Annotated in this window: 18 protein-coding genes; 13 read left to right on the top strand and 5 right to left on the bottom strand. The window is 60.5% G+C overall.

The window, feature by feature from the left end:
• Positions 1-368 precede the first annotated feature (368 nt).
• Complete coding sequence (locus AC0JZ8_RS22990) at positions 369-794, top strand: RbsD/FucU family protein (RefSeq protein WP_471893669.1); 426 nt, start codon at positions 369-371, stop codon at positions 792-794.
• Between the two features lie 347 nt (positions 795-1141).
• Here AC0JZ8_RS22990 and AC0JZ8_RS22985 read toward each other — a convergent pair whose 3' ends face one another.
• The 5 genes from AC0JZ8_RS22985 to AC0JZ8_RS22965 all read right to left on the bottom strand — a co-directional run bounded on the left by AC0JZ8_RS22985 (position 1142) and on the right by AC0JZ8_RS22965 (position 6762).
• Entirely contained in the window at positions 1142-1489 is a 348-nt protein-coding gene (locus tag AC0JZ8_RS22985; RefSeq protein ID WP_471893870.1) for a triose-phosphate isomerase, read from the bottom strand.
• A 180-nt stretch (positions 1490-1669) separates the two neighbouring features.
• A complete protein-coding gene (locus tag AC0JZ8_RS22980) occupies positions 1670-2620 on the bottom strand; it encodes a sugar-binding transcriptional regulator (protein ID WP_192079046.1) in 951 nt (316 codons plus the stop codon).
• Between the two features lie 108 nt (positions 2621-2728).
• Positions 2729-3661 (bottom strand): sugar phosphate isomerase/epimerase family protein, encoded by a 933-nt coding sequence (locus tag AC0JZ8_RS22975; RefSeq protein WP_062578348.1) that lies wholly within the window; start codon positions 3659-3661, stop codon positions 2729-2731.
• A 15-nt stretch (positions 3662-3676) separates the two neighbouring features.
• Complete coding sequence (locus AC0JZ8_RS22970) at positions 3677-5194, bottom strand: glycerol-3-phosphate dehydrogenase (protein WP_092663369.1); 1518 nt, start codon at positions 5192-5194, stop codon at positions 3677-3679.
• On the bottom strand, positions 5191-6762 hold the full coding sequence (locus AC0JZ8_RS22965) for an FGGY family carbohydrate kinase (protein WP_471893668.1): 1572 nt from the start codon (positions 6760-6762) through the stop codon (positions 5191-5193). The genes AC0JZ8_RS22970 and AC0JZ8_RS22965 overlap by 4 nt, the downstream gene beginning before the upstream one ends.
• 773 nt (positions 6763-7535) lie before the next feature.
• On the opposite strand from AC0JZ8_RS22965, the gene AC0JZ8_RS22960 reads away from it, so the two are divergent.
• The 12 genes from AC0JZ8_RS22960 to AC0JZ8_RS22905 all read left to right on the top strand — a co-directional run bounded on the left by AC0JZ8_RS22960 (position 7536) and on the right by AC0JZ8_RS22905 (position 21448).
• On the top strand, positions 7536-8207 hold the full coding sequence (locus tag AC0JZ8_RS22960; RefSeq protein ID WP_471893667.1) for a DUF2291 family protein: 672 nt from the start codon (positions 7536-7538) through the stop codon (positions 8205-8207).
• On the top strand, positions 8204-9742 hold the full coding sequence (locus tag AC0JZ8_RS22955; RefSeq protein ID WP_471893666.1) for a sugar ABC transporter ATP-binding protein: 1539 nt from the start codon (positions 8204-8206) through the stop codon (positions 9740-9742). The genes AC0JZ8_RS22960 and AC0JZ8_RS22955 overlap by 4 nt, the downstream gene beginning before the upstream one ends.
• 26 nt (positions 9743-9768) lie before the next feature.
• Positions 9769-10821, top strand: coding sequence for an ABC transporter permease (locus tag AC0JZ8_RS22950; protein ID WP_062578340.1), 1053 nt, complete (start codon positions 9769-9771; stop codon positions 10819-10821).
• 119 nt (positions 10822-10940) lie between these two features.
• A complete protein-coding gene (locus AC0JZ8_RS22945) occupies positions 10941-11861 on the top strand; it encodes a substrate-binding domain-containing protein (protein ID WP_471893869.1) in 921 nt (306 codons plus the stop codon).
• A 247-nt stretch (positions 11862-12108) separates the two neighbouring features.
• On the top strand, positions 12109-12975 hold the full coding sequence (locus AC0JZ8_RS22940) for a DeoR/GlpR family DNA-binding transcription regulator (protein WP_062578335.1): 867 nt from the start codon (positions 12109-12111) through the stop codon (positions 12973-12975).
• Between the two features lie 148 nt (positions 12976-13123).
• On the top strand, positions 13124-14650 hold the full coding sequence (locus AC0JZ8_RS22935; protein ID WP_471893665.1) for an FGGY-family carbohydrate kinase: 1527 nt from the start codon (positions 13124-13126) through the stop codon (positions 14648-14650).
• Entirely contained in the window at positions 14647-15417 is a 771-nt protein-coding gene (locus tag AC0JZ8_RS22930; RefSeq protein WP_062578331.1) for a DeoR/GlpR family DNA-binding transcription regulator, read from the top strand. Before AC0JZ8_RS22935 ends, AC0JZ8_RS22930 begins: the two co-directional genes overlap by 4 nt.
• Positions 15410-17065: a glycerol-3-phosphate dehydrogenase/oxidase gene (locus tag AC0JZ8_RS22925; RefSeq protein ID WP_471893664.1), complete on the top strand. Its 1656-nt coding sequence runs from the start codon at positions 15410-15412 to the stop codon at positions 17063-17065. Before AC0JZ8_RS22930 ends, AC0JZ8_RS22925 begins: the two co-directional genes overlap by 8 nt.
• Positions 17062-17337, top strand: coding sequence for a hypothetical protein (locus AC0JZ8_RS22920; protein ID WP_430249658.1), 276 nt, complete (start codon positions 17062-17064; stop codon positions 17335-17337). The genes AC0JZ8_RS22925 and AC0JZ8_RS22920 overlap by 4 nt, the downstream gene beginning before the upstream one ends.
• Before the next feature lie 560 nt (positions 17338-17897).
• Entirely contained in the window at positions 17898-18497 is a 600-nt protein-coding gene (locus AC0JZ8_RS22915; RefSeq protein ID WP_092663353.1) for an ANTAR domain-containing response regulator, read from the top strand.
• 19 nt (positions 18498-18516) lie between these two features.
• Positions 18517-19800 (top strand): CmpA/NrtA family ABC transporter substrate-binding protein, encoded by a 1284-nt coding sequence (locus AC0JZ8_RS22910; protein ID WP_471893663.1) that lies wholly within the window; start codon positions 18517-18519, stop codon positions 19798-19800.
• Between the two features lie 349 nt (positions 19801-20149).
• Positions 20150-21448: a CmpA/NrtA family ABC transporter substrate-binding protein gene (locus tag AC0JZ8_RS22905; protein ID WP_209899004.1), complete on the top strand. Its 1299-nt coding sequence runs from the start codon at positions 20150-20152 to the stop codon at positions 21446-21448.
• The last annotated feature ends 60 nt before the right edge of the window (positions 21449-21508 follow it).

The raw sequence follows: 21508 nt of genomic DNA, 5'->3' as shown, positions 1-21508 counted from the left end.
CGTCCGCCAGCACGTCGATGCAGGCGAGCCGAGACCACCTTCTCACGCGTGCTTCGAGTTCACCGTGCTGAGCGTCTAGGATGGCAAGGCGCGGCCGGCGCTCTGTGTGTTTGGCGTGAAAGGCGGTCAATCGAATGGACTGAACCCTCGTCGTTTTGGCAATGTCGGGAGATACGGAAAGCGCTCCGGCCGACGCTCCCAGCATCCTGTTTCGGTCCCTGGCTGACGTTCGCAAAAGATGCCATATCTGTAGACGAGAGGTGGATTTCATTGCCACTGACTCGATTTTTTGCCAGTCTGTCCCCTGGATAACCTCGGCCACGACATGATCGAAGCAACTCTACAGGGATGACTGGAATAGTATGACAATGTTGAAAAATATCCCGAAGCATCTGAGTCCAGACGTTCTTTGGGCACTCGCAGCAATGGGGCATGGTGATTGTCTCGTAGTGGTGGATGCCAATTATCCAGCATATTCCCGTCATCAACGCGTCTTGCCGATTGTAGGGGTCCCTCTCGTTTCAATCATCACCGATATATTGAAGCTGATGCCGGTCGACGATTTCCTCGAAAAGCCCGTTGTGAAAATGGTCCCCGACGGCGACCTCGGCTACGGCACGTCGGTTCATGACGATGTCGCAAAAATAGTAAACGAAATAGAGCAGCGGGAGGTTGGCTTCCAGCCCGTTGAGAGGACGAATTTCTACGATGTGGCGGCTGGTGCATTTGCTGTTGTCGCGACTACGGACGATCGACCATTTGGATGTTTCATTTTCACAAAAGGCGTCATCTGATCTGTCTAATTTGCATCCAGCGGTTCAATTTACCAGCCTTTTCATGTGGTCATGCCGCCCATCGAGCGCAGGATCGAACCTGCGAGCATGACTCAGTAATGCAACGTGGAGTGGCTGCTGATCGCGATCTCGCCTAGAAATATAGAGGAAAGAGCGCTTGCCTCATCATCGGTCACGCCAGCGGTTCGCGTGTTGATGCTTTCTCCCCCAGCCAGGCTGCGGCTACGCCGACGGCCAACACGGCGCCTGTAAAATTGCCAAAGCCTAAGAGTTGCGACCGCCCAAACGAGCAGCGCGGAAGATTCGGCTGAAGCCAGCCGTTGAAGGGGAGGCGAAGATTGCAACGCCTACCGCAGCGTCGGCAAGACCCCTCCGACATATTCCGCAAAAGCAGTATGTTGGTCGGAACCACGGTCAACAATAACTGATTCCTGCCCACTGGAAATGCCGTGACGCGCAACGCCGCCGCGCACCGGATGGATACAATGCCGGTATACTTTTGGGAAACCCGCAGGCGCGCGCCGTCCGGAATAATCCAGTTCCACGATGTGGAGGTTGCACGCCTTCAACATCGGAGTTGAGAACTCGCCGGTCCAGGCCGCTCGTTGGCCCAGTGCAATGTTCTCCGCTCCAATCTTCCCGGAGGTCTCCGCGTGCGAGGCCGTCGCCTCGCGCATGGAGTAGAAAGGCGAAATGACGAAACGCTGAATGGGGGATCACGCATCGCGTCAGCGGCTATCGGCCCTCGACAAAGGTTTCGCCTCTGCCATTGCCTTGTTCATCTTCCAACTGATGCCAATCCGCGCACGTGGCTTTGGCTGTTTTTATACCAGTTGTTCGGCTGCAATCGTCAGATGTGCCTGTAAATCCTCTTGTCAGCTCACCAGCGCGCGGGCGGTCGGTTCGTCGGTGATCAGGCCTTTGAGGCGGCGGCTGCGCAGTACGGCGCGGATCGAGGCAAGCTTTTGCAACCCGCCCGCGATTGCTACGATGCGGGTCTGTTCAGGCGTTTCGAGATCGACCGAGAGCGTGCGGGCACTGAGCGTCGTTTCGAGGACGCGGCCATCTCCATCGAAGAAGTGGCCGAGCATTTCCCCGACAGCGCCGACGGCGGCGATTTCCGTGATTTCCCGCCGTTCGATCATACCGGAGGCAACAAGCTGTGCGCTGGCGTCTGCCGTTCCGATGCCGACGAATTTGAGGCCGGCACCGTTCGACATGTCAAAGATTTCCCGCACGCCGCGCTGGGCCAGCAGGATTTCGCGATCTTCTGCAGAGTTGGCAAAAAAGGGTACTGGCATCACATAGGATTGCGACCCGGTCTTCTCCGCCAGATTATACATCACGTCATGCGGATTTGCGGCGTAATTGCGGGTGAGCCCACCAAGCAGTGATACGAAGCACACGCCGGTCGCTTCAAAGCGCGGCATTTGGCGCACCGCAGCAGCCAGTGTGCGGCCATGGCCAAGGCCGATGACTTTGTAATCGCCACCCTCGATCGTGCGGCGCAGGAAGCTGGAGCCGGCAAGGCCGAGCGCGCGAAGCGGCAGGCCGTCCTCTCCCAGATCCGGCGCCACCTCGCAGGTAGCGAGCCCATAGCGATCGCAAAGCTGAGCTTCCAGTTCGGCGCATTCGACGATGGCGCCATCGATCGAGACCTTGACGGCACCGTCGGCCACCGCGCGTGCAATGAGTCGATGCGCCTTAACAGAGGGCACGCCGAGCCGTTTTGCCACCGCAGCCTGCGTCAGTCCGCCAGCGTAATGCAGCCAGGCCGCGCGGATCGCCAGGCTTTCTTCGGGATCGCTGTCACTGCGGCGGGCCATTGCTCTTCCTTCTGCTGCTGTCTGTCGTCAGGCTGGTCAAGACAAGGATCTCCTGCAATTCGCCCTCTGCGCCGTTTCCTGCAAGAGCCGCTGTCTGATGAGATCGGATCAGATATGCAGGTCCTTGATGCCGCTCTCGATATGGGGTGCCCAGAAGGCAATACTTTCGGCGATCTGGGAAATCACCTGACGGTCGTTCGGATCGCGCTCCTTGAAGGACAGTTCTAGGCAGATCTCGTTGTTCTCCGCGCCGCCTTGCGCAAAGGCTTCGAGCAGCGGCTCGGGATGGATGCGGCCCTTGGCGTTGAATTCGGCGATGAACGGCCGGTGACCGCCCTTGTCCATCAGGCTCTGCTTGATGTGGATGATCGGCGACACTTTTGGCACGGCGCGGGCCCAGGCATAAGGGTCGAAATCGTCCGGATTGGCGGAGGTGACATCGCCGTGGTCGATATCGGCCATCATCCACATCGGGATCGCCATATTCGCTGATGTCAGCCGATCCTGAAGGTGAAGACAGCCTGCGATCGTTTCGCCGAATTCGCGCCCGACGCTCATCGGTTCCCAGAACAGGAAGGAGAGGCCGGCACCCTTGGCATGTTCCGCCACCTCGGCCCAGCAGTCGATGGCGATCTTGATCAGCTCTTCGCGACGGGCCGGATCATCGAAATCCTTATAGGTGAAGATCGCAAACTGCGTGCCGACGGAGGTGCCGCCGAGATCGGCGGTGATATCGGCAAAGGTCTTGAACCAGTCGATATAATAGCGCCGCACATCGGCATCCGGATGGCCGAAATGGTTGAGGCGGCCATAGGGTCCGGTCATGCCGCTGGTCACGCGAACGCCGGTGCGGTTAAGGGCAGTGCCCATCTCCCGCGTCAGGCGGCGGATGACGGGCGCCGGCCAGCTCGGGTTGATGAACTCATGGGTCAGCTGCAGGTCGCGGACTTTCAGGTCGCGCGCCACCGTTTCGATGAGATCGGCCGGCTCGGCAAAACGGTTCACCAGCGGGTTGGTGTTGAGGGAAAGCGTCAGCGGCATGGGCGGTCTCCGGTCTCAGGCGGCACTGGCGAGATTTGCTTCGTCAAACCAGGCGGTAAAGGCAGCCTGTTCTGCCTCAGTCAAGTGCAGGTAATGTTTCGTGCGGCGGTAGAGCACGTCCTTGGCTGTGCGTGCCCATTCGCTTTTCACGAGGTAGCGCACCTCCGCCTCGTAAAGCTGGCCACCGAAATGCCGGCCTAGATCTGCAAGACTATCTGCCGTGCCGGCAATCTGGCGCGTGCGCGTGCCGTAAAGGCGGCCGTAATGCTGCAGAAGCGCACGCGGCATCCATGGATAAAGATCACGTAAGGTATTGGCAAAACTCTCGTAGTCAGCATTGGGCATGTCGCCGCCAGGAAGCGGCGCCGTTTCCGTCCAGTTGCCCCCCATTGTGGGAAAGACCTGGGTCAGCTTCTGCATCCCGCGCTCGGCAAGCTCGCGGAACGTGGTGATCTTGCCGCCGAACACATTGAGGAGCGGCGCGCCGCCCGTTTCGTCGAGATCAAAGACATAGTCGCGCGTGACGGCCGACGGATTGCCCTTCCCATCGTCAAACAGGGGCCGCACGCCGGAAAACGTGTGCAGCACATCCTGGCGCCGGAGCTTTTCCTTGAAATACCGGTTCACGGCAGACAGGAGATACTCGATCTCCCGCTCGTCGGCACTCACCTCTTCGGCACGGCCTTCATAGGCAATATCGGTGGTGCCGATCAGAGCCTTGTCTCCCTCGTAAGGGTTGATGAAGATCACCCGCTTGTCGTGGTTCTGCACCAGATAGGCCTGCGGCCCTGCCCACCATTTGGGCACGATGATATGGCTGCCCTTGACGAGGCGCACATTGCGCGCCGAGTTGGAGCCGGCCACCCGGCCGATAATGTCCGATACCCACGGGCCGGCGCAATTGGCAATGCAGCGGGCGCGGAATTGGCGAGTTTCGCCGGTCAGAACATTCTTCGTGGTAATGGACCAGGCGCTGTCTTCGCGCCGTGCGGTGACGGCGGCTGTGCGGGTCAGAACCTCGCAGCCCTTTTCTGCGGCATCCACTGCGTTCAGTACGACCAGGCGCGCATCGTCCACCCAGCAGTCGGAGTATTCAAACCCCTTGGTGTAGTCGTCGAGGATCGGTGCGCCCTCGGGATCGCGGGTGAGATCCAGCGTACGGGTACCCGGCAGTTTCTTGCGGCCGCCGAGGTGATCGTAGAGAAAGAGGCCGAGCCGTACCAGCCAGGCGGGGCGATCCTGCGGGCTATGCGGCAGAACGAACCGCATCGGCCAGATGATGTGCGGGGCGGCCTTCAGCAGCACCTCGCGTTCGATCAGCGCCTCGCGCACCAGACGGAATTCGTAGTATTCGAGATAACGCAAACCGCCATGCACCAGCTTGCCGGAGCGGGAGGACGTGCCTTCGGCCAGATCGTCCTTCTCGCACAAGACCACTTTGAGGCCGCGGCCGGCAGCGTCGCGCGCCATCCCGGCGCCATTGATGCCGCCGCCAATGACGAACAGATCGATCATCTGTGTTTGCGTGCTCATGTCTTTTTCCTCTGAAGTGTCGCATCGCGGGCCGCCGCCAGCCTCGTCCAGGCGGGAACAAGCGCGTGACGCGCGGATTGGAAAGCGGGAAACAGCCGGTCATAGGTGGCGGCAAGTTCTGCGTTCGGGGTCTCCGGTGCAGCAAGCAGCGGCGTCACCCATTCGCCAACGCAGGCGTTCATGTCGGGATAGGCGCCGATGGCTGCGGCTGCCATCATTGCGGCGCCCGCAGCGCCTGCCTCTTCACGATCGGAGACGCGGACCGGCGCATTGATCGCAGCTGAGAGAACCGCGCGCAGACCGCGCGAGCGCGCCGCGCCGCCGCTGAGGCGTAGTTCCGAGGGAAGGCCGCCCATCGCCGCATAACAATCGCGCATCGCCATGCCGAGACCTTCAACCACGGCGCGCACCAGATCCGGGTAACGATGACTGGCCGAAAGGCCGATGAAACCTGCACGGGCCTGCGCGTTAACGAAAGGCCCACGCTCGCCAGCTTCGGAAATGTAGGGATGGTAGGCGATCTGGCCGGGAGTGGATTTTTCAAGCCAGCCCTCGATACGGCCCATCAGGTCGCGTGGTGTGATCTCCTGTCCCATCTCGCGCAGCAGGTCTGTGCCAAGGCTTAAGACCCAGTCGAGATTGAGGGTGGCGGCCATATTGGTTTGGGCCTGCACGACCGTATTCGGTACGGGGAGCGCCATGACATATCCGGTGCCTTCGGCGTTGAGATGTACGCCAGCGATATTGGTTGCCCGCATGTGGACGCCGGTCGAGCCGACGATGGAGCAGGCGGTATCGCCGGTACCACCATAAACGCCGGCACCCAGCGCCGTCATCACCATGTCCACGTAACCGAGGCAAACGGGCGTGCCCTCCAGCAAACCCGTCTGTTTTGCCGCCGTCGCTGTCAGCGGATTGAGGGTCTGCGTGCCCTCGATGATTTCAGGCAGCAGATGGCGGCGGTGGCCAAGACCCAGCGCGTCAAAAACCTGGTCCTCATAACCGCGCGTGCGGAAATTCCCGAAGGTAAAATTTGCTTCCGACGGATCGGTGGCGCGCACGTCTGTGAGGTTGAGATAAAGCCAGTCCTTGCAATGGAGGGCAACGTCGGCAGAATCGAGAAGTTCTGGAAAAAACCGGTCCATATGCGCCATTTGCGCACCCTGCTGGCAGGTGTTTAGCCCTGTACCCGTCAGTTCGAAACGCGCCCGGTTCTCAGTCTTTGCGGCAAGCACATCAACGGTCGGGGCCGCGCGGGCGTCAAGCCACAACCAGGCATCGCCAACGGGCCGGTTGTCGCGGTCGACAAGCCAGGTGCCGTCGCCCTGAGCAGTCACGGCAACCGCTGCCGTCCGACGGGAAAGATCGGTGATCTGCTCGCCAAGACCGCGTAGCGCCCGCGTGCAATCGGCCCAGGTTCTGTCGAGCGGCTGCGTCGCGGATCCATCGGAACCGGACAGGTAGCTGTTGGGCACGCTGGAGGACGAGATCTGCCGGCCTGCCAGATCGAAGGCCACCGCCTTGATGACCGAGGTTCCGGCATCAATGCCGATGATCACATCACGCATGGCGCATACCGCGGATCGTCGCATGGACAGGGACGCACAAAGGCGCCTTGGAGATAGTCTTCATGCAGTTTCATCCTCCTCCGTGCGATACCGTTGCATCCTGTCGAAGGCATTCCTCACCCCGCGCCCAAGATCGCTCGCACGTTGATGATACATATCACAATGATAACAAGGAACATGATTTTTTTTGCAGACGCGGAATTTTTTTTCAGCTATGCTACAAAGCTATAGGGTTTTCTCGTTGCTTGCGTGCGGTCGGCGCTGTCTCGCTACATGCGACAGTCTTTTGCGCTGGTACGCTCGCCTCGGCCACCGGCAGACTTTAGCGCGAACACATCGTGGTTTGCGGATTTTTGTTTAAGTTGAAGACATTGCTGCAAGTGCGTTGTGTCGGTCCGCAAGATTGCTTTGCCCTGCAAGAGCGTCGGGCGACTTGCACAATCGGCAGCCGGCGCGCCTGGAAGGCCTCCGGATCTGGCGAATGTGCCGTCGATCCCGTGCAATATCTCACCTCTGCGTGAGCGATCTCTCAAAAAGAACCTGTCTTCAACATAACATACTTGACGACCTATATAACGTGAATATAGCGTAGAGGGATGAAGCGATCGTAGGGGCTGGAGGAGGCGCTGCGGCTATCAAGAATGGGAGGAGACCATGCTGCTTTACGCCGCGCGCTGCACGCGTTTCCCGCCGATCAGGAAGGCCCGGCTTCGGGCTGCCTTCCTGCTTCTTTCCATACTCTTTCAACATCGGGCGAAAGGCGAGGCCGGCTCATGAGCACCCTCCAATCTTCAGTCGCCGCATTGCGTGCGCGCAAAGCCAAGCAATCGTCGAAGCGCACGGGTGTCGTCCTTGTGGGTGCCGGCCTGCTTGTTCTGTCTGCCATCGCGCTCGACACGACGGTTGTCCATGTCGGGTCGGAAGCCGATGTTCGCCAGCAGGCGTTTTCGCCCGATACGTTCGGCACAAAGGAATTTCCGCGTGTTCAGTCGGTGGTGGTGGAAAAGGCTGCCGACGCCGTGGCGATCGCGCCGGAAGTGCTTGCCGACAAGGCTGCTGCCGGCAAGAAATACGGCACCGCGTCTACGACCGGTACGGTGATGATGGTCAAATTTTCCGGTGTCGTGGGGGAAGGCAAGTCCGGCATCTATGAGGTGGCTGTCGCCGGAATGCCGGCCGATATCAAGCTGCGCATGCAGACCGGGCCCGCCATCAACGGCACAGATCTGCGCGATGCGCCGGGCGATATCGCCTTCGGGTCGTTCAAGAACCAGATCGAATACCAGGACGCCGGTTCGGCCATCAACCGCGCCATGAAGGCTTCGGTGCTCGATCCGATCGATACGTCGGCGCTGACGGGCAAGACGGTCGAAGTCGTCGGCGCCTTTCGCCTCGTCAACCCGAAAAACTGGTTGATCACGCCGGTGAAGGTGGATGTGAAATGAGCGAGCCAGAGACGAAAGGCCCCCGCCGCGGCGATGTCGTGCTGTCGGCGCGCAACATCGCCAAGTCGTATGGCAACATCCATGCTCTCAAGGGCGTGAATTTCGATATCCGTTATGGCCAGGTCACCACGCTGTTCGGCGAAAATGGTGCCGGCAAGTCGACGCTGATGAAGATCCTGTCTGGCGTCGTTCAGCCGACATCGGGTGAAATCGTGCTGGATGGCGAGGGGGTGAACTTTACCTCGTCGACCGAGGCGCGTGACTACGGCATCTCGATCATCCACCAAGAACTCAGCCTGGCACCCAATCTTTCGGTGCGCGACAACGTGTTCATGGGCCGCGAGATCCAGGGCGCCACGGGCGTAGATTTTGCCGAGGAAGAGCGTCAGGTGCGGCTTCTGCTCGAAGAGTTGGAAGAAGACATCGACCCGCTGACGCCCGTAGAAGACCTGCGTCTCGGCCAGCAGCAGATCGTGGAAATCGCCCGCGCGCTTTCAATCGACAGCCGCATCCTGATCATGGACGAGCCAACCTCGGCGCTTTCGGCGGCCGAAGTCGAGGTGCTGTTCAAGGTTATTCGGGATCTCACAGCCAAGGGCGTATCGATCGTTTATATCTCGCACCATCTCGAAGAAGCGCTGGAAATCACCGATCACGCCGTCGTGCTGCGCGATGGTACCATGACCGCTTATGCGCCGCGCGCCGAGATCGATCTGGAATGGATCGTGCGCAACATGGTGGGCGAACATTATGATCTGGGATCCCCCCCGTCAGGTTATGATTTTGGGGAAACGGCGCTTTCAGTGGTCGATCTGACGGTTGCCGATCCCAATGCCGGCTTCAACCTAGTGGACCGCTTGTCGCTCGATGTGAAGGCCGGCGAAATCGTCTGCATCTACGGGCTGATGGGGGCAGGGCGCACCGAGTTGCTGGAAACGCTGGCCGGCCGCCTCAAGCCGAAATCCGGCAGTATCTTTCTGGAGGGCGAGGAAATCTCGTCTCTGTCGATTGCCGATCGCATTGCCTGTGGTCTAGCGCTCGTGCCGGAAGACCGCCAGCGCGATGGCCTGGTGCAGACCATGAGCGTCGGTGAAAACATGTCGCTCGCATCGATCATGAATTTCACCCGCGGCCTCTTTACCAGCCGGCGGATCGAGCAGTCGCTGATTGCCGATACCATCCGTAAGGTAACCGTGAAGACGTCTGGCGGTGGCGCCCCCATCGGCTCTCTTTCGGGGGGCAACCAGCAGAAGGTGGTCATCGGCAAGATGCTGGCGACCGATCCGACCGTGCTCCTGCTCGACGAGCCATCGCGCGGCATCGATATCGGCGCCAAGGCAGAAGTGTTTAAGCTTCTGGCAGAGCGCGCGCGCACCGGTCTGGCGGTGGTATTTTCCACGTCGGAAGTCAGCGAGTGCCTGTCGGTCGCACATCGCATCATCGTCATGCACAAGGGTCGCATCTCGGCCGAGTTCGATTCGAGCGTCACCAAGGAAAAGATCATGGCTGCCTCCGGCGAGTCTGTGGCTGCCTGATGCCGTCAATTGGGGAATTCTAGACCATGAACCAAGCCATCGCACCGAAAGCCGAAACTGCCAAAGTCGACAAAGCTGGCGGCATGAGCATTGGCCAACTCCTTTTGGAGGGGCGCGCCTTCTTCGCCCTGATCCTCATCATTGCCGTGTTTTCCTACCTGTCGCCGAACTATTTCACCGTCGCCAATTTTCTCATCATGGCTTCGCATGTCGCCATTTACGGTATCCTTGCCATCGGCATGCTGCTAGTGATCCTGAACGGCGGCATTGACCTGTCGGTCGGCTCGATCCTTGCACTCTGCGGGGTCGTTGCCGGCGCCATGATGCAGGGCGTCGAGCTTTCGGCCTTCGGCGTCATCCTTTACCCGCCGGTCTGGGCGGTAGTGGTGCTGACCTGCCTGTTCGGCGCTTTTGTTGGCGCCATCAACGGCATCCTGGTCGCCTGGTTCCGCGTACCGGCCTTCGTTGCAACGCTCGGCGTCATGTATGTTGCCCGCGGTATCGCGCTGTTGCAGACCAATGGCCTCACCTACAACAACCTGTCGGGCCGTCCCGAACTTGGCAATACCGGCTTCGACTGGCTTGGCTTCAACCGTCTGGCTGGCGTCCCCATCTCCGTCATCGTTCTGACCGTGATCGCCCTCTTGGCCGGCCTGATGCTTGCCCGCTCGGCTTTTGGCCGCTGGCTGTATGCATCTGGTGGCAACGAGCGGGCGGCAGATCTCTCCGGCGTGCCGGTCAAACGCGTCAAGATCACCGTCTATACGCTCTCCGGCATCCTTTCGGCCATTGCCGGGCTGGTGCTGTCATCACAGCTGACATCTGCTGGCCCGACAGCCGGCAGCACCTATGAACTGACGGCAATTGCCGCTGTGGTTGTCGGCGGTGCGGCACTGACCGGTGGTCGCGGCACGGTACGCGGCACGATGCTTGGCGCTTTCGTCATCGGTTTCCTTTCCGATGGCCTGGTCATCATCGGCGTCTCGTCCTACTGGCAGACCGTTTTCACCGGCTCGGTTATCGTGCTGGCCGTCCTCATGAACACAATTCAGTACGGCTCCGGCGCACGCAAGGGCTGACGTCCAAGAACTTGTCCGCAAAGGCCTGTTGGGAGGGTACCGCGGAAAGGATGCCTGAAGAGGCGAAGACTGCAACATTCCAATGGGAGTAGAAAATGTTGAAATCCTTTCAGAAATTCATGCTTGCCGCCGTCGCGACAGGCCTCATGACGACAGCTGCCATGGCAGACGGCCTGATCTCGATCATCGTCACGGATCCGGCCAACCCCTACTGGCGCACCGAAGGTGAAGTTGCCAAGAAGACGGCGGAAGGCCTTGGCTACAAGGCGAATGTCGCCGCCCACAAGGGCGACACCAACACCGAATCGACCCTCATCGATACGGCGATCACCAACAAGTCGGCCGCCATCATCCTCGATCCAGCCAATGCCGATGGTTCGGTCGGCGCGGTGAAGAAGGCTGTTGCCGCGGGTATCCCGGTCATTCTCGTCAATGCCGAGATCAACCAGGAAGGTCTTGCCAAGGCGCAGCTCGTTTCCAACAACGCGCAAGGGGCAGCGCTTGGTGCCGAAACCTGGATCTCGATGGTCGGCGAAAAGGGCACCTATGTGGAGCTGTTCGGCAACCCCGCAGACAACAATGCCGCGACCCGCTCTAACGGCTACGAAACCGTCATTACCCAGTATCCGGACATGAAGAAGGTCGGCAGGGAAGTGGCCAACTGGGATCGCACCCAGGGCTACCAGAAGATGCAGTCCCTGCTTCAGGCCAACCCGAACATCAACGGCGTTATCGCCGGCAATGACGAAATGGCGCTGGGTGCGATTGCAGCGCTGAGGGAAGCCGGCAAGCTCGACAAGGTCAAGGTCGGCGGCTTCGACGGTTCGCCGGATGCGGTTGCCGCCATCAAGTCCGGCGAGATGCAGTATACGGTGCTCCAGCCGGTTGCCGTCTTCTCGGCCGAAGCCGTGAAGCAGGCCGATTCCTTCATCAAGACGGGCAAGACCGGCGCTGCCACCGAAAAGCAGCTCTTCGATTGCCTGCTGATCACCAAGGACAACGTCGACAAGTATACCGGCCCGTTCACGCTCTCGCAGTAAACGGATACGATCTATCCGGGGCCGCACTCGCTGCGGCCCCGACCTCTTGCGATTTCAGCTCTTCTTTGCGGGGAAGATCATTCCAACCGGTGGCGCCCCGCTGAAGACGTGCTAGATGTCGATTGCACCAGAGGCGCGTATGGCGTGCGGATGTTCCCTGTGTGCGAGCAGCGGTGCGACAGACCGGAGCCATGGAGATGTGCGTTCACCAGTTCGCGCGGTTCTCCGGGAGATGTGGGAAATAAGCATGCGCGACCAACAGGAACGTCCTCTCGAGCGCCTGATGGGCGAGGAGATTTCCAGCGATAGCCGCCAAGCCCGCCAGATCGCTCGAAGGCAGCTGGTGGCCGAGGCCGTGATGGCTGAGGGCACGATGCGCATCGAGGATCTGACCGAGCGGTTTGGCATCAGTCTGATGACCGCTCACCGCGATCTCGATGAGTTGGTGAGCCGCGGCCTGCTCCGCAAGACACGCGGCATTGTCTCAGCGGCACCGACAAGCCTCATCGAATCCAGTGACGTCTATCGATCCACGCGGCAGGCATCCGAAAAGCGCGCCATTGCTGCTGCTGCTGCCGAGTTTATCCAGCCGGGTCAGGCGATCTTCTTTGATGATTCCACGACCGTTTTGCAAATGGTGCCGCATCTTTCAGCGCGCGTGCCGCTCACGGCGATTACCAATTCCATCACGATGATCAATGCCCTGCGTGAGGTGAGCGACCTGACGCTGCTCTGTCTTGGCGGGCAGTTCCAGAACTGGTGCAATGCCTTCATGGGACCCGTGACCACCAACGAGATCCGCCGCCTGCGCCCCGATCAGGTGTTTCTCTCCGTATCCGCCATCAGTGAAGACATGCTGTTTCACCAGTCTCCGGATATGGTGGACATCAAGCGGGCCATGTTCGAATGCGCCTCGCGCCGCATCCTGCTGGTCGACCATACCAAATTCGAGCGGCGCGCGCTGCATGCCATGGGATCGCTGGATGAATTCGACGTGGTCATCGTCGACAGCGCCACGCCTCCGCGCACCATTGAGCGGCTGCGCGCGCGAGGCATCAATCTCGTCGTTGCCGCACCAAACGGCAATGCGGATGATACAAAGAGTGATTTGTAACAGTACATCCTGTGAAGTTAACAGTAGAGTGCTCGTTCTAACGAAGCGGGCCGTCTGCCCGTGCGGGCCGGGCGCCTGACATCTCACGCATTGCGCCGGCCAGACAAGCGGATCTTCGACCACGCGATGCATTTTTTCGGAGCTTCCGATGCCCTGTCTGCTTGGGATCGACAATGGCCTCACCGTCACCAAGGCGGTTGTCTTCGATGAGACGGGTGCCGTCCTGTCGGTGGCGCGGCGACGTATTCCCCAGATCATGACAAAAGCCCGCCATGTCGAGCGCGATATGGCAGGCCTCTGGGCGGCAACCGCCGAGGCCATTTCGGACGCGATTGCCGAAAGCGGCCGGCCGGCATCCGAGATCGCAGCGGTGGCCGCAACCGCTCATGGCGACGGGCTCTACCTTCTGGACCGCGACGGCAATCCGCTCGGCCACGGCATCTTGTCTCTCGACAGCCGCGCCGGCGACATCGTTGCCCGCTGGGATGGCGATGGCACGGCAGAGGCGGCGCTGGCCTTGAGCGGCCAGCGGCCGCATGCATCCGCGCCGGCATCACTTCTGGCCCATATCCGAGAGCATGAACCTGAGCGGTTTGGTGCCATCGGAACGGCGTTTGCCTGCAAGGACTGGCTGCGTTACTGCCTGACCGGCACGATCGGCACGGACCTGACGGAAGCCAGCACTTCCTTCACCGAAGTAGCGTCGCAGGCCTACGCGCCTGACATCCTCGAGCTCTACTGCCTCGGCGCGCTTTCCGGCGCTCTGCCGGAGGTGGCGCTGCCGGATGCGGTGATCGGTGGCGTGACACCGCAGGCAGCGGCTTTGACCGGGCTTGTCGCCGGAACGCCTGTTGTCGCCGGCCTACATGATGTCACGGCCTCGTCGCTCGGCATCGGCGGTTATGGCGTGGGTCAGGTGGCAGTGGTGGCCGGCACCTATTCCATCAACGAGACTGTCTCGACGCGCCCCGTGGTCGATGCCCGCTGGTTCTGCCGAAACGGGTTGAGGTTCGGCGAGTGGAACAATATGGCGATTTCGCCGGCGTCTGCGGCAAACTATGACTGGTTCCTCGACCGCTTGTGTAAATCCGACCAGAAGGCGGCAGAGGTCGAGGGTGCTTCCATCCATGAGCGTCTCGGCCGCGAAATCGGTGAAGCAATCGAGCGTCCCTCGACGGTGCTGTTTCACCCCTACCTGTTCGGCTCTCCGCATGGATCGACGGCCAGCGCCGGATTCCTCGGCCTGCGCGGTTGGCACGGCCGGGCCGACATGCTGCGGGCGGTGATCGAGGGTATTGCCTTCAACCATCGGGTTCATGTGGGCGACCTACGCCAGGGTTTTGATATGAAGACGGCAAAGCTGACGGGCGGCATCTCCCGCAATCCGCTTTTCGCGCAGTTGTTTGCCGATGTGCTTGGGATGACGGTGACCGTCACGGACACCGAAGAGGCCGCAGCCTGGGGAGCCGCACTCTGTGCTGGCTCCGGTATCGGGCTTTTTTCCTCCCCGACGGATGATCCGCGCGATCTGGCCTCCATCGGCCACGACTACCATCCCGACCCTGTACGGCAAAAGGCGCTCGACGAGCGGTATGGCCTGCATAGCGATCTGGCGAAGGCGCTTGCGCCGCTCTGGCCCCGTATCGAAGCCTTCAGTTCGGAGGGCGCGGAATGACCGCTGATACCCGCCGCGAGGCCATCGCCGCTTATGTGATTGAACGCGGCGAAGCCCGTATCGACGATCTCGTGACCGAATTCGGCGTCTCGCGCATGACGATCCATCGGCACGTGGAGGACTTGGCAAGGCAGGGCGTGTTGCGCAAGCTGCATGGTGCCGTCAGCGCCCAGCCGTCAGGCGTCTATGAGAGCCTGTTCAGCTTCCGCAAGACCCGCTCGCTTGCCGCCAAGGCGGCGCTGGCCAGGGCTGCGGTTGGCGAGATCGAGCCGGGGAGCGTGATCCTCATCGATGATTCCACCACCGTCAACGCGCTCGCGCCGCATATCACGGAGGTGAGGCCGCTCACCGTCGTCACAAACAGCCTTGATCTTTCGGAACGGCTGAGCGGGGTTGATGAGGTGAAGCTGATTTGTCTCGGTGGCGAATATCACCCGACCTATCACGCCTTTATCGGCCATCTCTGCGAAAGCGCCTTGTCGCGCCTGCGCGTCAATCTCTTGATCTGCTCGGCGTCGGCGATCAGCGGCACCTCTGCAATGATCCAGGATCCGCTCGTCGTGCGCGTCAAGCAGGCGATGATGGCTTCCGCCGTGCGCAAGGTTCTGATGGTGGATTCGGAGAAATTCGACCGGGTGGCGCTGCACCTTTTTGCCGATCTCAAAGAGTTCGACGTGGTTTACGTCGATGATCGCCTTCCCGTAAAAACAGCCGATGCCCTACGGGCGGCCGGTGTTAGCCTCAAGCTGGTGACGGAAAATGACTGATATTGAAGACGTGGACGTTCTGATCCTTGGCGCTGGCATCAATGGAGCCGGGGTGTTTCGCGATCTCTGCGAGCAGGGGCTGACCTGCGTCATCTCTGACAAGGCCGATTTCGGTTCCGGCACCTCGGCGGCCCCTTCGCGCCTCATCCATGGCGGCATCAAATATCTTGAGACGGGCGAGTTTCGCCTTGTCGCGCAGTCGACGCTGGAGCGCAATCTTCTCCTCAAGAACGCGCCGCATTGCGTCAGCCGCCTGCCGACGGTGATCCCCATCTTCTCCTGGCTCAAAGGAATTCCGGCAGCACTTCGCACGCTCTTCGGCTCTACAACGGCGCCGCGAAGCCGTGGCGCGGTGCTAATGAAGATTGGTCTCGCGCTTTACGATTTCTATGGCTCGCGTCATCGCATGATGCCGCGCCATTCGCTGTGGAGCAAGGCGCGGGCACTCGCCACCATTCCGGCGCTCACGCCGCGCATTGTGGCGGCCGGCCTCTATTACGACGCCAAGATCAGTCATCCGGAACGGCTGGTGCTGGAACTCGTCGAGGATGGCCTGCGAGCAAGTGCTTCGTCGCGTGCCCTCAATTATACGCGGATCGGGGGCAGGGACGGGCAGGCCGTTGTGTTGGTCGATGAGGACGGGAACGAGCAGCGTATTCGCCCACGCCTCGTCATCAATGCCGCCGGCCCCTGGATCGACCGGGTCAATGAAGATCTGGGTGTAACCTCCCGCCTGATCGGCGGCACCAAGGGGTCCCACATTCTTCTCGATCATCCGGATCTTATCGAAACGCTCGGCGGGCGGATGATCTATTTCGAGGCGGATGATGGGCGCATCTGCCTCGTGTTCGATTATCTCGGTAAGGCGCTGGTCGGCTCGACAGATATTCGCGACGACGACCCGGATCAGGTCACCTGCAGCGATGCCGAGATCGATTACCTGCTGCAGAGCCTCAGCGGCCTGTTGCCGGGTCTTTCCTTCGACCGCAGACAGATCGTCTATACCTATGCCGGCATCCGCCCGCTCCCGGCCTCCGATAGCACGGCCCCCGGCCTCATCAGCCGCGATCATTCGGCACCGGTCATCGAGCCGGAGGGGGAGAGACCGTGGCCGATTGTCTCGCTCGTCGGCGGCAAGTGGACGACATTTCGCGGCTTTGCCGAGGAAGTGACCGACATGGTTCTGGTCCGGCTTCAGCAGACGCGCCGCATCAGCACGCAAAGCTTGGCCATTGGAGGAGGACGCGGTTTCCCGCGCGAGAACGAGCGGGGCAAGTGGCTGGACATGGCCTGCTCAAGGACCGGCGTGGATCAGGCTCGCGCCGACACGCTGCTATCGCGTTATGGCACGACGGCGCTTGCCATTCTGGAAGCCGAAGGGAATACGCCCACCATGCTGGCGGATGCACCGGATTATTCATTTGATGAATTGGCCTGGATTACGGGCCATGAGCAGGTGGCGCATCTGGACGATCTTGTGCTGCGCCGCACGGCGCTTGCCATCACCGGCCGCCTCAGCGGACGCGATCTAGATGCGATGGCAGATCGCATGGCGGCGCAGAAAGACTGGAACCCGGAGCGTCTTGCGGTGGAACTTCGCGCCACCAAGGCAAGACTTGCCGCGCGTCACGGGTTTTCGTTTGCTTGAGCAGCTCGGCGACTCCGCCGGTCGCACTGGCCTCAAACCGGTATATTCAAGACCAGCCGAATACGTTTCGTGCCGAGACGGCAGCGATGGGTTGTTTTGTTTCCCCCCGCGTCAGGCGGCAATACAACGAAAACCCAGTACTCTCTCTTTTATCCAGAATAACACGTCCTGCGCGTATTTATTTAGGTATTCAGAAGCGCTTTTTCCTCGAACCGATTGCCGCGTTTTTTGTATCCATCGCGGTCATGGGATTGATGCAGATTTTGGTATGAAGTCAATCTGTTAGACTGCAAGCCTACGAGAGTTTCGAAGTTCGCTTTTAGGGACTTGCATATGGATAAGCTCCAGTCTGTTAGCCTGCGCCGAGGGAAAGCAGACTAAATTTTCGATGGAGGCTCCTGTCCGGAGCAGGGTCACCAAGCCGCGCGCGATCAATCGGGCTTCCCTCCAAAGCATCTTCCTAGTGTCTAAGAGGAGATAGCGCCGAAAAGCTTGGTCCTTGCCCGATGTCCCAACACTCCAACTAGACACATGGCCTAAGAATTGCGTGTGACCGGGAGATAGTGAGCCGGGAGACGTCATTGGCAGTTTACGCGCCCATCCAATGCATCGTGATTGCGCTGAGCTGCATCGGAATGAGAGCGATCAGCGCATTTTCGCGCCATGATAGGACCAAAGCACTTGTGTTGCCGGTCATTGCCGTACGCGATCTCGAAGTAAGGCAAACCCTGATCTTCGTGAGCAACAGGAGTGCGTCTTTGCTCCGGGGTCGGGGGGCTGCGTCGAGCGTGGGTCGCTTGCATCTCGCATGCCATTGCTCTGTTGCCCCGGCATGAGCAGATCAAAAATCACCACGGACCTGACGATCCTGGTCATCGACGAGAACGCCATCCGGGGTTCGATCATCGAAGAGGGTTTGAACGAGGCGGGGCACCTGAATGTCAGGGTCATCCATGAGATGCAGGGCGTGGCGCGGCTGATCGAGACGATGGATCCGGATGTCATCATCATTGATATTGAAAATCCAAATCGTGACATGATGGAGCACATGTTCCAGCTCACCCGCATGATTTCGCGGCCAATTGCCATGTTCGTGGACAGATCCGATACGGCGGCGATCGAGGCTGCTGTTGATGCCGGGGTTTCCGCCTATGTGGTCGACGGGCTGAAGAAGGAGAGGATCAAGCCGATCCTCGATATGGCGGTGAGCCGCTTCAATGCCTTCAGCCGGTTGCAGCGCGAACTCGCCGAGGCACGCAGTGCGCTTGAAGAGCGCAAGGTCATCGAGCGGGCCAAGGGCATTTTGATGAAGATGCGGGGGATGAGCGAAGAACAGGCATACGCGCTGCTACGCCAGACGGCGATGAACGAGAAGAAGAAGCTGGCAGACATCGCGCAAAGCGTCGTCACGGCTGCAGGAATGCTGCTTTGAGCGCGGCATCGATCGGAGAATGCTGGTGAGTGATCGTGTTTCCACGCAATCGGGCGACAGCGCCGTCAAAGCGCCGTCGCGTGTCCGCGGCAAGGAGCAGAGGCTTCTGCGCGCGGGATATATCCCCTTGATGGACGCCGCGATCCTGATCGTTGCAGCCGAGCTCGGCTTTGCGGAGAAAGAGGGACTGCGTCTCGAACTGGTACGGGATGTCACCTGGGCCAATGTGCGGGACCGGCTGGCGTTTCGTCAGTTCGACATTGCCCATATGCTGTCGCCGATGCCGGTCGCCTCCATGCTGGGGCTGGGATCCAATCCTTCGCCGACGATCACACCCTTTTCGCTTGGCCGCGGCGGCAATGCCATCACGCTGTCGGCGCGGATCTTCGAGCGGATGAAGTCGTTGACGGGGCTTGCCGATGATGCGGGCGCGCTTGCCAATGCGAAGGCTCTCGCGGCTCTACTCGCCGACATGCGCTCCCGCGGCGAAGCCATGCCGACGCTTGGCATGACCTATCCGTTTTCCTCGCACAATTACGAGTTCCGCTACTGGCTGGCAGCTGGCGGCATCAATCCGGACCGCGACGTCAAGCTGGTCGTGGTGCCGCCGCCGCTGACATCCGATGCGCTTTCGGCAGGCGCGATCGATGGATTTTGCGTCGGTGCGCCCTGGAACATGATCGCCTCTGAACGCGGGACTGGCAGGATCGTCGCGGCCAAGCAGGACATATGGCCTCTGGCGCCGGAGAAAGTGCTGGGCATGCGGCCGGAATGGGCTGAGACCAATGCCGATACGGTGTCGCGCCTCATCGTCGCGTTCGACAGGGCGGCGCGGTGGTGCGACGACGCCCAGAATCACAACGAACTCGCAGAGATCCTCAGCTCTCCCGATTATATCGCCGCGCCAACGAGCATTATTCGAAGCGTCTTGAACGGAGAGTTCAATCTGGATGCGCAGGGCACGATGCGAGTCGTTCCAGGCTATTTTCTCTACCATGGCAAGGCGGCAAACTATCCGCGGCCGGATCAGGCAAGCTGGATCTATAGCCAGATGATACGCTGGGGGCAGACCGACTTCAGCGAAGAAGGCATGGCACGGGTCACGAGCGCCTTCCGGCCCGACCTCTACGAGATGGCGCTGGGCGCAAACGCGGCCACCCCGGATGAGCCGGGCGAACGAAGTGCATCGGGATATGATGGCTTCATGGACGGGGAGATTTTCGACCCTCGTGATGTGCAGGCCTATGCGGAGCGTTTTGCGGTTCGCTCGACGTCATCAGGCGACGACGTGACCGAAGCGTAATCGCGCGCGGTGCGCAAAGCTGAGGCATCTGCATCGAAAGTCAGGCTTCATAACGTGCAGCGCCGCTTGCCCTGCAATCGGCTACGCGTTCGGCAACTGTCCGTAAATGCAAACTAATCGTTCCCGTTGATGGCCTTATTTCGATCTGGCACGATGTTTGCTTGTATCTAACTGTCCGCGGTCAATGGCGATCGCAGGACAGATGAGCGCCCGATCAGGCGCAAATACCCATCCGACACCGACGTCGCATGCTCCCTTGCCGTCCGGCGCTTATCGCCCGGACCCGGCAGACGGGCACGCGGCGTTTTTTTGTTTCCGGATCTCCGTCACACCAGAGGGGCACAACGCTATGACGAAGACTACAGGAATGAACATCAACCGCCGGCAGATCCTGAAGATCAGTTCTGCCGTTGCTCTGGCAAGTGCTGTGCGCGCCGCATTTCCGTCCGGCGCCTTCGCCGCCTCGGCAGGTCCGGAAGTCAGCGGCCTCAAGATCGGCTACATCGCGCTGACCGACGCCGCGCCGCTGATCATTGCACAGGAAAAGGGCCTGTTTGCCAAGCATGGCCTGCCGGATGTGGAAGTGCTCAAACAGGCATCCTGGGGCGCGACGCGCGACAATCTCGTGCTCGGCGGTGCCGCCAACGGCATCGACGGTGCGCATATCCTCACCCCGTTGCCCTATCTCATGTCCACCGGCAAGGTGACCCAGAACAACGTACCGGTGCCAATGTCGATCGTTGCCCGCCTCAACCTCGACAGCCAAGGCATTTCGGTTGCCAAGGAATATGCCGGGACCGGGGTCCAGCTCGATGCTTCCAAGCTGCGGGAGGCGTTTGCCGCCAAGAAGGCTGCCGGCAGCGAGATCAAGGTCGCCATGACATTTCCCGGCGGCACCCATGATCTCTGGATCCGCTACTGGCTTGCCGCCGGCGGCATCGATCCGGACAAGGACGTGTCGACGATCGTGGTGCCGCCGCCGCAGATGGTGGCGAACATGAAGGTCGGCAACATGGACGCCTTCTGCGTCGGCGAGCCTTGGAACGAGCAGCTCGTCAACCAGGGTATCGGCTTCACTGCCTGCACCACCGGCGAGATGTGGAAAGGTCATCCGGAAAAGGCGCTCGGGCTTCGCTCCGACTGGATCGAGAAGAACCCGAATGCCGCGCGTGCGCTGATGATGGCCGTCATGGAAGCCCAGATGTGGGCCGACAGCATGGACAACAAGGAAGAGATGGCCGCCATTCTTGGCAAGCGCCAGTGGTTCAACGTGCCGCCGAAGGATGTCGCCGGACGCCTCAAGGGCACCATCAACTACGGCAACGGGCGCCTTGTCGAGAATACCGGGCTGGAGATGAAGTTCTGGAAGGACCATGCCTCCTATCCGTTCAAGAGCCACGACGCCTGGTTCCTCACCGAGAACGTCCGCTGGGGCAAGTTCGCACCCGACACCGACATCAAGGCGCTGGTCGACAAGGTCAACCGCGAAGACATCTGGCGCGCGGCAGCAGCCGATCTGGGCATCGCTGCCGCCGACGTTCCGGCGTCGAGCTCGCGTGGAAAAGAGACCTTCTTCGACGGCAAGGTCTTCGATCCGGAAAACCCGAAGGCCTATCTCGAGAGCCTGACGATCAAGGCAAGTGCCTGAAGCAGCGGCCCTTCACGCGGCAGCGTATGGGGGGCCTGTCTTGTCCAGAACGAACATCAC

The organism is Velazquezella soli, assembly GCF_977018685.1.
Note: the sequence above shows the minus strand (reverse complement) of the source record. Positions and strands in the feature narration are given on the sequence as shown.

Bases quoted from the DNA above. Each gene is read 5' to 3' on its own strand.
- AC0JZ8_RS22990 (WP_471893669.1), top strand. From the start codon at position 369: ATGTTGAAAAATATCCCGAAGCATCTGAGTCCAGACGTTCTTTGGGCA.
- AC0JZ8_RS22980 (WP_192079046.1), bottom strand. From the start codon at position 2,620: ATGGCCCGCCGCAGTGACAGCGATCCCGAAGAAAGCCTGGCGATCCGC.
- AC0JZ8_RS22975 (WP_062578348.1), bottom strand. From the start codon at position 3,661: ATGCCGCTGACGCTTTCCCTCAACACCAACCCGCTGGTGAACCGTTTT.
- AC0JZ8_RS22970 (WP_092663369.1), bottom strand. From the start codon at position 5,194: ATGAGCACGCAAACACAGATGATCGATCTGTTCGTCATTGGCGGCGGC.
- AC0JZ8_RS22965 (WP_471893668.1), bottom strand. From the start codon at position 6,762: ATGCGTGATGTGATCATCGGCATTGATGCCGGAACCTCGGTCATCAAG.
- AC0JZ8_RS22960 (WP_471893667.1), top strand. From the start codon at position 7,536: ATGAGCACCCTCCAATCTTCAGTCGCCGCATTGCGTGCGCGCAAAGCC.
- AC0JZ8_RS22955 (WP_471893666.1), top strand. From the start codon at position 8,204: ATGAGCGAGCCAGAGACGAAAGGCCCCCGCCGCGGCGATGTCGTGCTG.
- AC0JZ8_RS22950 (WP_062578340.1), top strand. From the start codon at position 9,769: ATGAACCAAGCCATCGCACCGAAAGCCGAAACTGCCAAAGTCGACAAA.
- AC0JZ8_RS22945 (WP_471893869.1), top strand. From the start codon at position 10,941: ATGCTTGCCGCCGTCGCGACAGGCCTCATGACGACAGCTGCCATGGCA.
- AC0JZ8_RS22940 (WP_062578335.1), top strand. From the start codon at position 12,109: ATGCGCGACCAACAGGAACGTCCTCTCGAGCGCCTGATGGGCGAGGAG.
- AC0JZ8_RS22935 (WP_471893665.1), top strand. From the start codon at position 13,124: ATGCCCTGTCTGCTTGGGATCGACAATGGCCTCACCGTCACCAAGGCG.
- AC0JZ8_RS22930 (WP_062578331.1), top strand. From the start codon at position 14,647: ATGACCGCTGATACCCGCCGCGAGGCCATCGCCGCTTATGTGATTGAA.
- AC0JZ8_RS22925 (WP_471893664.1), top strand. From the start codon at position 15,410: ATGACTGATATTGAAGACGTGGACGTTCTGATCCTTGGCGCTGGCATC.
- AC0JZ8_RS22915 (WP_092663353.1), top strand. From the start codon at position 17,898: ATGAGCAGATCAAAAATCACCACGGACCTGACGATCCTGGTCATCGAC.
- AC0JZ8_RS22910 (WP_471893663.1), top strand. From the start codon at position 18,517: ATGCTGGTGAGTGATCGTGTTTCCACGCAATCGGGCGACAGCGCCGTC.
- AC0JZ8_RS22905 (WP_209899004.1), top strand. From the start codon at position 20,150: ATGACGAAGACTACAGGAATGAACATCAACCGCCGGCAGATCCTGAAG.